The following is a 14,479-nucleotide window of genomic DNA, read 5'->3' on the forward strand; positions in this document are numbered from 1 at the left end:
GAGTTAGGTGTGAAGCATATAAAAACCGTCAAGATTAAGCGGTTTATTAATAACCTCACTGGTTTCAATGTCCTAATTTTTCCGGATAAAACGAGAGAGGTGGATGGGTGGACTTCCAGGTTTTTGCGAGCCTTTTTGCTTCTGCCAGCTGCTCTTTGGTCATGTTTTTTTCAACCTCGGGCAATGTGTCTTTAACATTGTTTATCATGTTTCCGCCGCCATCAAGCTCTAGCAGGTTTGTTAGTAGAGCAAATGACGTTATTGGGTCAGGTGTAAATCCGTATGTTGGCTCTATTCCCCCAATATATAACGCATAACCAAAAACACCTGATACATAGCTCGACGCAGCAGCTCGTTCATTCCAAAGTCTGAAGGACGATAAATCTTTTTTTTCCATTCTGGATGCTGCGAAGCCCATCATGCCCGGTGGATAGCCATTTTCCGCAGACGCCTTCATCCATTTTTCAATCGCATCAGATCTTCTTGATGGCAATAGGAATGTACCGCCCCCTTCTTGGTACTTAGTGGCCAAACGAAACTGAGCCAACGCGAAGCCACCTTCCGCAGATTTTTCTAACCAGTCATCATTTCCTGTTATTTTCCATAACAGATACATTGACTCAGTGTTTCCTTTTGATGCCAGTTCAGTTGCAAGCTCTTTAGCTTTATTTGTCCACTCTTCGGGCGAATGCTCCGCAAAAGAACAATTTTTCATCGTTACGCACAAATCTTCGCCCGCTTCACCAAGCCGTATCATCGAATAGATATTGCCTCTTTGGGCAGACTCTTCGTAAGCTTTTTGCGCGTCCTTAGTCATATAGTGGTTATTTTTCCTTATCGCTTCGCCTAAGTAGTAAAGTGCTTCGTCATCACCGCCGTCGGCTGCGATTCTTAGGAAATCAATTGCAGAAATAGCTTTATATTGATTGTAAAGTTCAATGCCTTTGATTTTCGCTTGAGACTGTTCCTGTGTGAGCGCGAACGATGGTGAAGTCGCTAGGCTCAACAAAATTAACGCGAAAGTCACCAATTTCATTTTTGGCTGCCTGGTTATTTTGAATTAGCAAGGGAAAGACTCTGAGTAATTGGATCAATTACCCAGTTTGTCGGGGAAAAGAGAGGCGGTGGGTACCTTTCTTTTCATTGTCACAGATTTCGAGCATTCAATCTGCTCGATAGTCATATTACCTCTAATCACTTCGTATTTAACTTTAGTGACGCTTTGAGTGGCACGGTCCGCATCACAGGCCATATTTCCCTGGGTAGAAAGAAAGTGGCGGGTGAGTGTCTTTCCATTGCTTTGCAAATGCTTTTGCTTCTGTAATCTGCGCCGGACTCATTTTGCTTGCTATTTCTGGCAGTACTTCATCGACATAAGGCTTTATGTTTCCACCGCCATCAAGTTCTGTTAAAAGCGATGTGAGCGCGTAACCTTTAACTAAGTCCAGTGGGAAGTCATAAAGGGAAGAGGCATGTGCTAGGTATGCTCCATAACTGCTTACCCCGGATTGATAGCCGGTCTTGGCCGCTTCTTCGATCCAGTAGCGAGCATCGCTGAGATCTCCTCCGTGTTCATACAGATACGCCGCATATTCAAGCATACCTGCGGGGAAACCATTTTCTGCCGACGCCTTCAATAATCGCCCAACTTCCTCCGAACGTTTCCAAGGTAGAAAAAATTTCTCACCTTCCTTGTACCGGCTTGCCAGTAGCCATTGGCTTCTCGCGAATTTGAATTCAGCGGATTTTTCAAGCCACTCTAATTGCCCAGTGTACAAATACTTAACATACATGGCTTCGCCATCGTTGTTGTTCGCTCTTTTTTCCGTTTCTTTGTTTAAAAGGTCAATCCAGTCAGTACGTTTTTTTGAGCTTTGAGTGCAGTTGTTCATTACGTTGCACAGGTCGTTTTCTGATGTTGCTAATCGCAGCATTGCATAGAGGTCGCCTTGAAGAGCCGCTGCTTCATACCAGTTCTGAGCTTCAGCGGTTATATACTGACTCTGCTGGCGTAGCTCTTCACCTAAATAAAATTGAGCCTCCGTATCTCCAGCTTCTGCTGCAATACGTAATTCGGGTTCGGCTGTTTTATATTGATTGAATAGTGTAATTCCGCGCTTTTTCGCGGCTTCTTGTTCAGGAGTGAGCTGAGCGAAAGCGTAGGTTGAAAATATTAATGCAATCAATGCCATGGCTTTTATTGGTGTGCGGAACATCTTGCTTCGTCCTTCTGCGTGTTGCATCCTCTTAACTGTTTTTCCACATGTGACAAAAGTCTTTCTTGAAATTTAGCGCGATGACGTGGGTAGTTCAATTTTGTGTAGTTCCCCACGCCAGTAAATATAGTAGTTCCAAGCGCTGTCTTTCAAAGTAATTAAGGGGGTGCGACCGTATTAGTCACCTAACTTATCAGGGAAAAAAGAGAGCGGCGGGTGTGTGGCTTTCCACTTTTGTGCGAATACTTTTGCTTCCGCTATTTGCGTTTGTGTCATTTTTGCAGCGATTTTAGGAAGCTTATCATTGACGTTGGCATCCATGCCGCCTCCGCCATCAAGTTCTTTCAATAAATAAATCAAGGCGTACCCTTTGATTATGTCATAAGGGAAGCCATACGTATCAGGCTCATGGGCCAGGTCTGATCCATACCCGTACACCGTAGTGGCGAAGCCAATTGAGGCAGCCTGTTCGTTCCAATATCGAAAACTTTCCATGTCACCCTTCTCGAAAAGAATGGCAGCGTACTCCATCATTCCCTTGGGATTGCCTCCAAGAGCAGACGCCTTTGCCCAGTTCTCGACAGCTTCCGACCGTTTCCAAGGCAACAAAAAGGATCCATTACCTTCCTTATATCGAATAGCAAGCAGCCATTGACCTTGAGCAAAACCAGACTCTGCGGATTTTTTTAACCACTCCAACTGGCCAGTCGCCAAATACATGACATAAGCGGATTCGGCGTCACCCTTTTCAGCTTTAGATGTAGCCAACTCTTTAACTATATTCATCCACTCTGCCGAAGTTTTTTGCCCGGGAGGGCAGTTTTTCATCGTCGTACAGAGATCATTATCCGAGCGGGCGAGCCTAAGCATGGCGTACAGATCACCCTGTGCACTTGCCGCTTCCAACCATTTTTTTGCCTCAGGCGTAATGTATTGGCTTCTTTGTCGGATTTCTTCAGCTAGGTAGAACTGTGCTTCAGCGTCACCTGCTTCTGCAGCAATCCGAAGTTCCGCTTCAGCAGATTTATATTGATTAAAAAGCGTAATTCCTTTTTCTTTAGCAATCGCCTGATCGCTTGTAAGCGCCATCGCGGAATGAGATGCAAAGGCTAGGAATACAAAAAAAACTTGGGCTATTGATTTGTAGTGCTTATTTTTAATCATTTTACGCTATCGTCCGGTCCGGTATAGGTTGCTTTTCCACCTGGCAAATATGTTCTTCCGTAGTGTGTAATCCGAGAGCAATAGCCGTCTAGCCGCTCGCCAAGAGTTTTTACGTGCGCTTTGTATCGGGCTCGGGTGTCGTCACTTGTTCGATCTTGAAGTCGCATAACTGCTTCTGACATGAAGTTATCCATGTGCAGGCGGTTCTCGCAGTACTTCTGGTTTTGGTTCTGCTCTTTTGTCCCAAACCTGTTCATGCACATACAGGCTTCTTCAAATTGGCTTTTCGCCTTTGAAATAGTTCCATCTTTTTCGGCGCGCTTTAATATCCAACCAAGAATGCGCTCAATTGCTTTTTGCTGAAGAAGGTGAGCTTGGTCATGACTATATTCGGAAGCCTGGCTGCTGTCGGATAGCTTTAGTGGAATTTTGAATGCTTCCGCTGCACTGGTAAGTGTCATTAGCATTGGGCCCAGCGCTCCCGGCGTAGCTGCTATGAACCACTCTTCCAGCTCTGCTTGGTTTCGATATGTCATGATGGTATGAGCAACGGTACCACCTCGACCACCCCCCGTTAACGCCTCATACAACGACATCACCATATCAACACCCTGCATATAAGACATCGCTACTTCCATGCCGGCAGCACCTAGGAAGTTGAGCTTATCGATGTAATCAGCCGCATCATCCGTCACAAAAATCAGCGATTTGTCCTGATTTTTGTGCATCTCACGGCGCAGCAGGTTAATCAGGTCAGTAACGCCGTCATACCCGACTTCAAACTGGAATTCGCCGCCGGCACCTGTGCCGACAATGAGAGAGGCCTTGAACCGCATGATGAAGCGGCCTTCGTGCAAGGAAATGCCAATGTCTGCGTTTGCACCGAGGCCGTAAGCGGCAGTAAATCCAGCTGTCAGTCTCGCTAGACTCGACCATTGGCTGGCTTTCGTGCTGTTGACGCTGTTACTCATTCCCGGTGTTGGCGCTGCGCGCAGGGCTGCTATGTCTTTTGGTGGTGCCCAGTTCAAGGCACCGGTCAGCAGAATCCCGGCTTGCACCCCAGCAAAAAGATTGAATTGGGCTTTAGCGCCGTCTTCCACCCGAACCTTGGCAGCGTCGCCCTCAAGTACAGGTTCACTTCGCGCGGTTGCGGCAGTCGCATTGGTGGTATCCGCGCGTTTTGCATCGGTGATTTCCGGAAGGTTGAGCCCGCCTTGCACGTTCGCGCGGCCCAACTGCACGCTGGAAGAAAGGAGGAGGGTTGCACCCGTATACCCCCAGGCTCTAGCGCCCAAGTGAATCGAGAACCGACCCAGGTTCAGATTTTTGCGGTTTTTCTCATAATCCAGGTAAGGCACCAGGATGTCTTTCGCTTGATCTCTCCCCGGAAGATCCATTTTCATCAATTCAACCTCACCGCGAGCGAGGTCGATTCCCAGACTTGCTTCGGCTTTGGCGGAGGCTTTGAAATTATCCGCAACGCTGAAGCTTGGGCCGCTGACTTTGGTAGCGGTGTGAATTGATGACTGCGGTGGGGTGAGGCAGCGAACCAGTTGAGCTTGAGGGCTGTTGTCGAACAGACGCAACGAGCTTCTGACTTCTTCCTTAAAAAGCAACTGACGAAGACGGAGCCCCCAATCTTTGCGCGCCCCCGCATCCTCAAACGTTTCGACCTTGTAGTTCTTTGACTTCAAGTAAGAGTGGAACATCTCAACGTCAAACCAGCCTTTTTCATCAAACCAGTCGCTCTGTTGGTCCTTGATGGCCAAAGCGCCTTGTTCACGAAGCCATTCATGGAAGGGGTTGTCGTCAGAGTCCGACTCTGCCTTTCCGTTGCTGTTACCTGGAAGTTTCTGCAAGTCCTTGCTTGCAGCGGCACCGATTTCGCTTGCGTCTTTTTTCAGCACCTTTGTGATGCCTTCAAGATTGAGCAAGCTCAAGTGTTTGACTGGACTGTTGGGGCTATTGAAAAGCGCGACTTCGCGCAAAGGAAATCCTGCCTTGACCAAGCGCTCTTCCGGTTTCGGTTGAAACTGCTCGGGCTCCCATAACAGGTGACGTAATGGCAAGGCAGCAGCCACTGCTGCCTCGGCGTCTTCACGAAGCTTCAGACGAGCTTGCTGGATACGCTGCCATTCTGCTTGCTCCGCTTCAACGATACCTGTAGGTGCCGCGACGTTCTGCCCGCTCGCGTCAATCCAGGCTTTATATTTCGAACGGATCTGCTCGGTGAGCTTGATCTGTTGCTGTTCCATCTCAAGGTAAGCCTTGAATTTCTCGATGCCTGCACTGATATCGCCAGTGTCGGGAATGAGTGCAAACTCCGGCAGGGCCAAACCGTAGTCAGCAACTTTCAAGATCGAATCAATATACGCGGCGAAGTCTTTTTCGACTTTCTTGCGCTCGTTGGCGACTTCCTTCAAATAGCCACACATCCGGGCTTTGCCATCGATTACGCAGTTAGTCGCGTCCAGATAGGCTTTTTTGTTTTTTTGGAAGTCTTCTTCTTTCAGAGTCGTCAGCTTGCCACTGGAGGTGAGTGCCGAACGTGCCTTCAGATAGGTCTGTACACGACTTCTCGCTTCGAGTGCTCCCGGAGAAAACAGGTTGCCACTTTCGTAGGTGTAGCCTGCTACTTTGGCTTGCGCGACGGCGATGTTTTTCAGCTTCTTCCATTCGCTGTAGAGCCGCTGCAGTTTCTGCCCATCAGAGTTGGCTTCAAGCAGACTCGCTTGTTGTTGATTGGCAAGTTCCCGATTGCGAGCGTATTCGCTCTGGTCCGGTTGCTTGTCCAGCGCCGCACTATTGCGGGCTTCTCGGCTGACAGCCTTCAAGCGCATAGCCATCGTGGGTTGCGCGATATCCGGCTCCTGAGCTTCGATTTCCAGCATTCGGCTTTTTTGCTCGCCTTGCAGGAAGTTAGTCAGCTTTGGCTCAAGGAAGTATTCCAGCAGCCCTGCGGTGTTCATCCCCTTGAGCCGTTCTTCTGGAGACTTGCTTACGCTGATATGTTGTTCAAGTTCATTCATCGCTTCTTTGATCGAGCTGGCAGCACGTTCTGGCAATAGATAGAACATTTTTTCCTTGGTGGCGTAAATCACCTCACCATAGGACGTCGAGCAAGGTGTCTTTACCTTGTCGAACGCGTTGGAACAACTGTCAGGCGCTTTGGGCTGCGGATCAAGCTCCAGCGCTGGCTTGCTCTCAACCGCTGCTGTTTGGGTCGATGCATTTGCAGTTGGACCGTTGAGATTTTCCTTGGGGGCTTTCGAAATACCAGTTTCCATTTCGCTTCCATTCATTCTTTACGCGGACGGGGTCATCAGGCAGCGCTGGTGGAGAGTTGCTGCAGCTGCTGAACCTTGATGAACGACTCTTCCCTGGATTGCAGGATGGTCATTGCCTGAGGCTGCGCTTCGAGCAGCGGGCCGTTGGTGATCTGGCCCAGCTTCAGTAAATGACGACCTTCATAAATGTTGTGGGCAACCAGTACATTGAGGTTTTCGACGAGGTTGGGCAGTTCCTCGTCAGTGGGTTCGCCATAGATGGCGTAATGCTCATCAACCCAATAAACCCAGCCCAGATATTCCTGAACCTTTGGCGCTGCTGGTGGCAGGTTGAACGCTGAGACGTCGCCCAGCCATTCAAGTTCCGAAACGCTGCGCCAGCTTAGCCAATGGCCCCGACTGCTGCCAAAGTGAACCGGGGCAGGGCTGTAGACGCGTTGCCATGGGCCGAATAACTGATGCGAAGTTTCGTCTGCGGTATAGGCCAATGCGGCCCAAAGGCTTGGCTTTTGGTAACTCAGAAGGCTTTGACCGCCGGACCCATCGTTGGCACGCAGCAGCCAGCGAGCATGGGCCAGTGCCTTGGCCGGCTCATCAGTGATGAGTGCAATGCCGGCGTAATCTTCTTCGCAGAGTTTTGCTGCTTCGGCAGCCAGGCGACTGCCCCAAGGCGCGATCAGCCATAACGGGCCGTCATTGGCCATTTCAGCGAAATCGGTGGCGAGAAACAGGCCTTGGGAGTCGATAGGCTCGCCGATGCGATAGAGGCGGCTCATGGTGTCAGGCTGACGGGTACGGTCAATGATGAAACACAGTGTCGAGCCGGCGCTCTCTCGGGGTAGCTGTTCGAATGTGTGGCGCGGAGCCGCCAACAAAGCACTCAGCGCTTTTACATGCATGTGCAATCCTTACGGCTGCAAGCGCCGTTACTCTGTTTTCCGCACAGCGGCGTGATACCGGATTCATTCAGTCGTTTAGGCAGCGGAATCGGGACTTTCCCAGCCTTATCCGCATCCACCACCTTCATCGGCCCTGGCAACAACGGTGCTGCCGGTGTCCCCACGCCCGGCGCGCCGCCGGTGTTGATCTTCACTTCGGCGCCGCTGATGGTCACGCCGCCGGCATCGGCTTTGACGAAGCTGCCGCCGGCCTTGGCGGTCAGTTCCATTGCGCCTTCGATCACGACTTTCTGGCCGGCGTAGTAGTGGATCTCGGTTCCCGCTTCGACCAGTTGCGCCGTGCCGACCTTGAGGTGCTGGGTCACGGCGACGGTCAAGTGATCGTTGGCGCGCATTTCACTGATGCGATCCAGGTGAGTGATGCGGTGTTCTTCGACCTTGAACTCGCTGTAGGTGTTGGCTTCGACCGTGTCATGCCGTTCGTTGCCAACCCGGATCTTCTGGTCGTGCTCAATGTTCTCGTCCCAGTCGCGCTGGGCGTGGATGTAGATCTGTTCCGCGCCTTTCTTGTCTTCGATGCGAAATTCGTTGTAGCCCTTGCCGCCCGGTGAACTCAGGGTCTTGAAGGTGCTGCGGGTCTTGTTCGCCGGCAGGTCGTAGGGGACGACGTTTTCCTTGTGGTACAGGCAGCCGGTCACCAATGGCTGGTCGGGGTCGCCTTCGAGGAAGGTCACCAGCACTTCCATGCCGATCCGTGGGATGGCGATGCCGCCGTAGGCTGCGCCGGCCCAGCCGCTGGCGACGCGCAGCCAGCAGGTGGTCTTGTCGTCGGCCTGGCCGTCGCGGTCCCAGTGGAATTGCACTTTCACGCGGCCGTACTGGTCGCAGTGGATTTCTTCGCCAGCGGGGCCGGTGACGATGGCGGTCTGGCTGCCGAGGACTTTCGGTTTCGGGTGTTCGAGGGCAGGGCGGTAGTGGGCGTCCCACGGGGTGGCCACGAAGCTGTTGCGGTAGCCCTGGTGGAAATCGCTTTTGTTGTCGGTGACGTCGCTGGTGACGTTTTCGCCCAGCACTTGCGGCTGTTTGCCTTCGTGGAAGACTTCCAGCAACAGCCACAGATCGTTCCATTCGGCGCGCGGGTGTTCGGCCAGGGTCATGAAGTGGCCGCTGGTCAGGGTCGGTTCGTCACCTTTGCCTTCGGCGAGTTTGTAGTCGCTGCGATGGCGTTCCAGCGCGCGGGTCGAGAGGAACTTGCCGCGCTCGCGCGTAGTGAAGCGGCCGGGGTAGTCGTAGTCTTCCAGGTCCGGCATGAACGCGGATTTGACCGCGGTTTCGGGCAGGATCTTCGGTTTTTCGAAATCGTAGTCGCGGCGGCTGACGCGGCTGGTACGGGTTTCCAGGCGCAGGTTGAAGCGCTTGATCACCGGTTTGTCGGCGGTCATGCCGGAGTCTTGCTGGTAGTTGACCGGTTTCAGTTTGCGGAACACGGTCTGGTCGTCGCCGAACACCAGTTTGTGGCCGCTGCTGCTGTGCTGGAAGTGGAAGTGAATGCCTTCCTCTTCGCACAGACGCTGGATGAAATGCAGGTCGGATTCGTCGTACTGCACGCAGTAGTCGCGTTCCGGGTATTCGGCGCCGAGCTGGAAGCTGTAGGCATTGCCCAGAATCCCGCGTTCTTCCAGCACCTGGGCGATGATCTTCGGCACGGTGAGGTTCTGGAAAATCTGCTGGTCATGGTTGTGCCGCAGGTAGGCCAGTTGCGGCACCAGGCTCAGGCTGTAACGGGTCAGGGTCTTGCCGGAATCGCCTTGTTCGATGCGATACACCAGGCCATGAATCGTGCCCTCGCCAGTGGCGCCGAAGGTCAGGCAGCCAGGCTTGTGCAGGAGTTCTTCAAGATTGAGGTCGGGACGGGCGCTGACCAGTTCGAGGTCGAAACGGAACGGTTCGTTGAGGGCTTCGCGACCGGTGAAACTGAGGACTTGCAGGTCGGCGGAAGCGCCTTCGAGCGTGAGGGTAATGTGGGTAGCATTGGCGTCCAGCATGCCTTGTTTTCCGTCCTTTGGATTAGCGTGGGCGGATGGTGCAGGATTAAACGGCCTCGTTCAAGGCGCAAATGCCGTAGATGCTGCGGTCCGAACCCATAGGGAAAACCCTTAGGCCCACGGTTGGGCCCAGTAAAACAGGCACTTTCGGACGGACCAATCTGCCGCGGACGCCGAATGCAGCGTCCAGGAACAACCAGTCAGTTTCAGACTAAAGTCGCCTGTAGCACGTCAAAGCCATCTGCCATCATTGCCGTTCACCCCCGCGTGTTCACTGCCTCCCGGTTCTTAACTGGTCCGGGACGGGAGCTATTTCTGGTTGTTTGCGCCTCTGCGCAATCGTTGTTCTGTTGGAGTTTTCAATGCGTCCCCCATTTCCCCTCATCACCCCGCGCCAGTCGCTTGGCTTCGGAGCCTTTGTGCTGTGCGCCGGTTTTACCGCGCAGGTCCAGGCCGGCGGTTTTTTCGAAGACACTACGGCGAAGATCGAGTCGCGCACGGTGTACTTCAACCGCGATTTCCGTGACGGGCATACCTCCAGTGATCAGGGCGCGTCCAAGCGCGAAGAGTCGGCGCAGGGTTTCATTCTCAATCTGCAATCGGGCTACACCGAAGGCACCGTCGGTTTCGGGATCGATGCGCTGGGCATGGCGGGATTCCAGCTCGATTCCAGCCCGGATCGCAGCAACAGCGGCTTGTTGCCGTCCAGCGGCGACAACCCGCGCGGCTCGAAAGGTCAGTACGCGAAAATGGGCCTGACCGCCAAGGTCAAAGTCTCGGACACGGTGCTGAAATACGGCGCACTGCTGCCGGATCTGCCGTTGCTCAAGTACAACGACGGTCGCCTGCTGCCGACCATGTTCAACGGTGCGATGCTGACCTCCAAAGAGGTGAAGGACCTGACCTTCATGGCCGCGCGTCTGGACAAGTACACCGCGCGGGATTCGACCGATTCGCAAGACATCCGCGTGCACTGCAAGAACAAGCGCTATGCCTGCAACACCACCGCCGATCATTTCGACATGTACGGCTTCGACTACAAGATCAACGATCGCCTGACCGCGCAGTACCACTACGCCGAGCTGGAAGACATCTATCGCCAGCATTTCGTGGGTCTGTTGGCCAACCAGCCGCTGGGTGACGGCGTGTTGAAAGCCGATCTGCGTTTGCTGAAGAGCGCCGACAGCGGTGATGCGAAAGCCGGTTCCATCGACAACCGCGCCTTGAGCGGCATGCTGTCCTACGGCATCAGCGGTCACACCTTCAGCGCAGGCTGGCAGCGCATGAACGGCGACAACTCGATGCCGTATCTGGATGGCAGCAACCCGTATCTGGTGAACTACGTGCAGGTCAACGACTTCGCCGCCGCGCAGGAACGTTCCTGGCAGTTGCGTTACGACTATGACTTCAAGGCGATCGGCATCAACGGCCTGAGCTTCCTGACCCGTTACGTGAACGGTGATCACATCAAAGTGCCGGGCAGCGATCAGGAAGGCAAAGAGTGGGAACGCGACAGCGAGTTGAAGTACGTGATTCAGACCGGCACGTTCAAGGACGTCAGCCTGCGTTTGCGTAATGCGACGTACCGGACGAACTACGAGAAGTTTGCCCGGGACGTGGATGAGACCCGGTTGATTGTGAGTTACAACTTTTCGGTGTTGTAAATCCGCGCCAAAAAAAACCATCGCGAGTTAACTCGTGATGGTTTTTTTGGCTTGGGATCAGAGCCAATGCCAGAACCGGCTCCAGAACCCGCGATTCAAATCATCCTTGCACGCCGCGTATTGCTGGCCGTACATGTCCGAGCGGTTCTGCACCTTGCGCGCCACCGGCATCAGCCACGCCTTGCTGGCGTAGGTCTTCTGGCGAAAGCCGCCCCAGCCTTCGTGGTAGTTGAGGTACTGGTTGTAGGCGTCGTACTTGTACACGCCGTTGATCGAGGTGGTCTTGTCCATGTACCAGCCAACGAAGTCGATGGCGTCGTCGAAGTCTTCACGATCGGCGCCGTAGCGACCGGTGCTTTTCTGGTAATCGGCCCAGACTTCATCCTTGGCTTGGGCATAGCCCGAGGCCGTCGAAACCCGGCCCCACGGGATCACCCACAACAGGTATTTGCGCGGCGTCTTGGCGTCATAGCGGTAACCGGACTCCTGATACATGATCGCGAACGGCACCTGGATCGGTACGCCCCAGCGCTTTTGCGTGACTTGCGCCGCGTCGTACCAATCACTTTTTTCGCGGAAAATCTCGCAGAGGTTTTCCGGCGAGCGCGGTGGCGATGTTCCGCAACCGCTCAACAGTGCCGCCAATACCAACAGTCCAACCGTGCGCCGCGAATTCAAAAGCCGTCATCCCGTCGTGCAAAAAAGGGCGCCAGTCTACGCGGTCAGGTCAACTGGTGGCGATAAGGCAAATCCGGACCTGTTTTACTGCATGTAAGGGCGGCGGCCTGTACGGCAAACCTGAGCATGCCGTCGATTTGTTCGCGGCTCAGGTGCTGCACGCCTTCCACCGAGTCCAGTTCATGCTCGGTCAGCCAGGTGATCAGCGCGGCCTGGAAGGTATCGCCGGCCCCGACCGTATCGGCAATCTTCACCGAAGAAGCCGGCACCGACCATGAACCGTGAACCCGGCTGAACACGGTCGCGCCTTCACCGCCACGGGTCAGGAACACCACCTGGCAACGATGCTGCAACCAGCCTTCGATGACGCGCGCAGGATCCTGCTCGGGGTACAGCAGGCTCAAGTCTTCGTCGCTGACCTTGATCAAGTCCGCCAACGGCACCAGCGTGGCGATTCGTTCGCGCCACAGGTCGATGTTTGGCTCCGGGTTGAGGCGCACGTTCGGGTCGAGGCTGATCAGGCGTTTGCCGCTTTCGCGCTGCACCAGCGCAAGCAAGGTATCGGCAATCGGTTGCACCACCAGCGAGAACGAACCGAAGTGCAGGCCGCGCACTTCAGGCCCCAACGCTGGCAGGTGCGCCAGGCTCAGCTGGCGGTCAGCGCAACCTTCGCCACGGAAGCTGTAGTGCGGCGAGCCATTGGCGCCCACCGCGACCATCGCCAGCGTGGTCGATGCAGCGAAATCGACCAGATAATCCGGGTGTACGCCTTCATCCTGCAACACTTGCTGCAAGCGTCGTCCGAGGTAGTCGGTGGACAACCCGCCGAACAGCGCCGAATCCACGCCCAGTCGGCGCAAACCCACCGCCACGTTGAACGGCGAGCCACCGGCAATCGCCTTGAAATTGACTTTCGACGCCTGCCCGCCGGCATCGTCTTCGCTGAAGAAATCGAACAGTGCTTCGCCACATACCAGGTACATAGTTGTTTGCTCTTTATAAGGTTGCGACATGCAGTCGATAGCGTTCATAGGCCTGCTGGAACGCCGCGACATTCGCGGCAACCGGCAGGGTTTCACTGTTCAGGTCGAGCTTCACGCAGCGCTGGCACAGATCGGCCAGGGTGTCTTCGTGGCCGTTCGACCACGATTTGCACCACGCCGCCTGAATCGCCGCGCCGAGGGCTGCGGCTTCGCTTTGCTCGGTGCAGATCACCGGGGTGTTCATGATGTCGGCGACGATCTGCCGCCATACCGCGCTTTTCGAACCGCCGCCGATCAGGCAAATGCTGCGGCTTTGTAAACCATTCTGGCGCAACAGATCCAGTCCATAACGCAGGCCGAAGGTGGTGCCCTCGACGGCGGCGCGGCACAGATTGGCTTGCGTCAGGTTATCGATCGTCAGGCCATGCAGGCTGCCGGTCGCATGAGGCAGGGGAGGCACGCGTTCGCCGTTGAGGAACGGCAACATGCTTACGCCTTCTGCGCCGATCGGGGTCTGGGCTACCAAAGCGTTGAAGGCGTCGAGATCGAGGTTGAACAGTTCTCGGATTGCGCCGGTGGCGTTGGTCAGGTTCATGGTGCAGATCAACGGCAGCCAGCCGCCGCTCGAGGAACAGAAGGTCGCGACCGACGCATCCGGGCTGACCTTCGGTGCCTCGGCGTAGGCGTACACCGTGCCGGAAGAACCGAGGCTCATGGTGATCGCCCCCGGCTGAATATTGCCGGTGCCGATGGCGCCCATCATGTTGTCGCCGCCACCGCTGGACACCAGCGCGCCGGGGTTGATGCCCAGCTGTTCGGCAATGGCGGGAAGGATCGTGCCGACCGCTTGATGGGCGTCGATCAGTTCCGGCAGCGCGGATTGCAGACGGCCGCTGGCGTCGATGTCGCGCAGCAGCTGCAAATCCCATTGGCGGGTGCGCACATTGAAATAGCCGGTGCCGGATGCATCGCCGTATTCGCTGCACGCACGACCGGTGAGCCAGAAATTCAGGTAGTCGTGGGGCAGCAGAACTCGCGCGATGCGGGAGAACACATTCGGATGCTGCTCCTTGGTCCACAACAGTTTGGACACGGTGTAGCCCGGCGCGATGACCACGCCGAGGCGTTCCAGCGAGCCTTGCTCACCGCCCAGATGAGCGAGCAGTTGATCGTTCTCTGGTGTGGTCTCCGTGTCGCACCAGAGCTTGGCCGGGCGCAGGACCTGGCCTTGGTCGTCAAGCAGTACCAGGCCGTGTTGTTGGCCGGAGACGCCGATGCCGAGGATCGACTGGCCGTCGACATTTGCCGCCAATAAAGCGCGACGGGTGCCGAGGGTGAAGGCTTCCAGCCATTGCGCGGTGTCTTGTTCGCGACGACCGTTGGCGCCGCTGATCATCGTGTGCGCGGCGGCGCCCTGGCCCAACACCTGACCGCTGGTGGCGTCGAGGATGATGGCTTTGGTGCCTTGGGTGCCGCAGTCGATGCCGAGGAATAGTTGTTGTTTGTGCATGGTGTGAACCTGTTGGTTTTTTGGCGACTTCTA

The 14,479-nt window shown here is 54.8% G+C and carries 10 protein-coding genes; 1 reads left to right on the forward strand and 9 read right to left on the reverse strand.

Annotated features, from left to right (window positions below):
* Positions 1-64: 64 nt before the first annotated feature.
* The 6 genes from ACODTD_RS02055 to ACODTD_RS02080 form a co-directional block, all read right to left on the reverse strand.
* Positions 65-1,036, reverse strand: coding sequence for a tetratricopeptide repeat protein (locus tag ACODTD_RS02055; RefSeq protein WP_041475264.1), 972 nt, complete (start codon positions 1,034-1,036; stop codon positions 65-67).
* A gap of 205 nt (positions 1,037-1,241) precedes the next feature.
* Positions 1,242-2,216, reverse strand: a complete 975-nt coding sequence (locus ACODTD_RS02060) for an SEL1-like repeat protein (RefSeq protein WP_111539340.1) — start codon at positions 2,214-2,216, stop codon at positions 1,242-1,244.
* A gap of 177 nt (positions 2,217-2,393) precedes the next feature.
* The gene (locus tag ACODTD_RS02065) at positions 2,394-3,380 is read right to left on the reverse strand and encodes a tetratricopeptide repeat protein (protein WP_011334043.1); all 987 of its coding nucleotides are present in this window, start codon (positions 3,378-3,380) and stop codon (positions 2,394-2,396) included.
* Positions 3,377-6,667, reverse strand: coding sequence for a hypothetical protein (locus ACODTD_RS02070; protein WP_236676533.1), 3,291 nt, complete (start codon positions 6,665-6,667; stop codon positions 3,377-3,379). The genes ACODTD_RS02065 and ACODTD_RS02070 overlap by 4 nt, the downstream gene beginning before the upstream one ends.
* Positions 6,668-6,702: 35 nt before the next feature.
* Positions 6,703-7,566 (reverse strand): DUF4123 domain-containing protein, encoded by an 864-nt coding sequence (locus ACODTD_RS02075; protein ID WP_011334045.1) that lies wholly within the window; start codon positions 7,564-7,566, stop codon positions 6,703-6,705.
* On the reverse strand, positions 7,557-9,611 hold the full coding sequence (locus ACODTD_RS02080) for a type VI secretion system Vgr family protein (protein WP_489104374.1): 2,055 nt from the start codon (positions 9,609-9,611) through the stop codon (positions 7,557-7,559). The genes ACODTD_RS02075 and ACODTD_RS02080 overlap by 10 nt, the downstream gene beginning before the upstream one ends.
* A 362-nt stretch (positions 9,612-9,973) precedes the next feature.
* On the opposite strand from ACODTD_RS02080, the gene ACODTD_RS02085 reads away from it, so the two are divergent.
* Positions 9,974-11,275, forward strand: coding sequence for an OprD family porin (locus ACODTD_RS02085; RefSeq protein WP_489104375.1), 1,302 nt, complete (start codon positions 9,974-9,976; stop codon positions 11,273-11,275).
* A gap of 57 nt (positions 11,276-11,332) precedes the next feature.
* Here the strand turns inward: ACODTD_RS02085 and ACODTD_RS02090 are convergent, their stop codons facing one another.
* Genes ACODTD_RS02090 through xylB form a run of 3 tightly spaced genes read right to left on the reverse strand, consistent with a single transcriptional unit; the run spans position 11,333 to position 14,446 of the window.
* Positions 11,333-11,953 carry a transglycosylase SLT domain-containing protein gene (locus tag ACODTD_RS02090; protein WP_011334048.1) on the reverse strand — a complete coding sequence of 207 codons (621 nt, stop codon included), beginning with the start codon at positions 11,951-11,953 and terminating at the stop codon, positions 11,333-11,335.
* A 44-nt stretch (positions 11,954-11,997) separates the two neighbouring features.
* The gene (locus ACODTD_RS02095) at positions 11,998-12,936 is read right to left on the reverse strand and encodes a carbohydrate kinase family protein (protein WP_489104376.1); all 939 of its coding nucleotides are present in this window, start codon (positions 12,934-12,936) and stop codon (positions 11,998-12,000) included.
* 13 nt (positions 12,937-12,949) lie between these two features.
* On the reverse strand, positions 12,950-14,446 hold the full coding sequence (xylB, locus tag ACODTD_RS02100; protein ID WP_489104377.1) for a xylulokinase: 1,497 nt from the start codon (positions 14,444-14,446) through the stop codon (positions 12,950-12,952).
* Between the last annotated feature and the right edge of the window lie 33 nt (positions 14,447-14,479).

The organism is Pseudomonas sp. FG35, from assembly GCF_057809295.1.

What these genes read in the sequence shown, in the direction of transcription:
- ACODTD_RS02055 (WP_041475264.1), bottom strand. Translation starts at nt 1,036, where the DNA reads ATGAAATTGGTGACTTTCGCGTTAATTTTGTTGAGCCTAGCGACTTCA.
- ACODTD_RS02060 (WP_111539340.1), bottom strand. Translation starts at nt 2,216, where the DNA reads ATGTTCCGCACACCAATAAAAGCCATGGCATTGATTGCATTAATATTT.
- ACODTD_RS02065 (WP_011334043.1), bottom strand. Translation starts at nt 3,380, where the DNA reads ATGATTAAAAATAAGCACTACAAATCAATAGCCCAAGTTTTTTTTGTA.
- ACODTD_RS02070 (WP_236676533.1), bottom strand. Translation starts at nt 6,667, where the DNA reads ATGGAAACTGGTATTTCGAAAGCCCCCAAGGAAAATCTCAACGGTCCA.
- ACODTD_RS02075 (WP_011334045.1), bottom strand. Translation starts at nt 7,566, where the DNA reads ATGCATGTAAAAGCGCTGAGTGCTTTGTTGGCGGCTCCGCGCCACACA.
- ACODTD_RS02080 (WP_489104374.1), bottom strand. Translation starts at nt 9,611, where the DNA reads ATGCTGGACGCCAATGCTACCCACATTACCCTCACGCTCGAAGGCGCT.
- ACODTD_RS02085 (WP_489104375.1), top strand. Translation starts at nt 9,974, where the DNA reads ATGCGTCCCCCATTTCCCCTCATCACCCCGCGCCAGTCGCTTGGCTTC.
- ACODTD_RS02095 (WP_489104376.1), bottom strand. Translation starts at nt 12,936, where the DNA reads ATGTACCTGGTATGTGGCGAAGCACTGTTCGATTTCTTCAGCGAAGAC.
- xylB (WP_489104377.1), bottom strand. Translation starts at nt 14,446, where the DNA reads ATGCACAAACAACAACTATTCCTCGGCATCGACTGCGGCACCCAAGGC.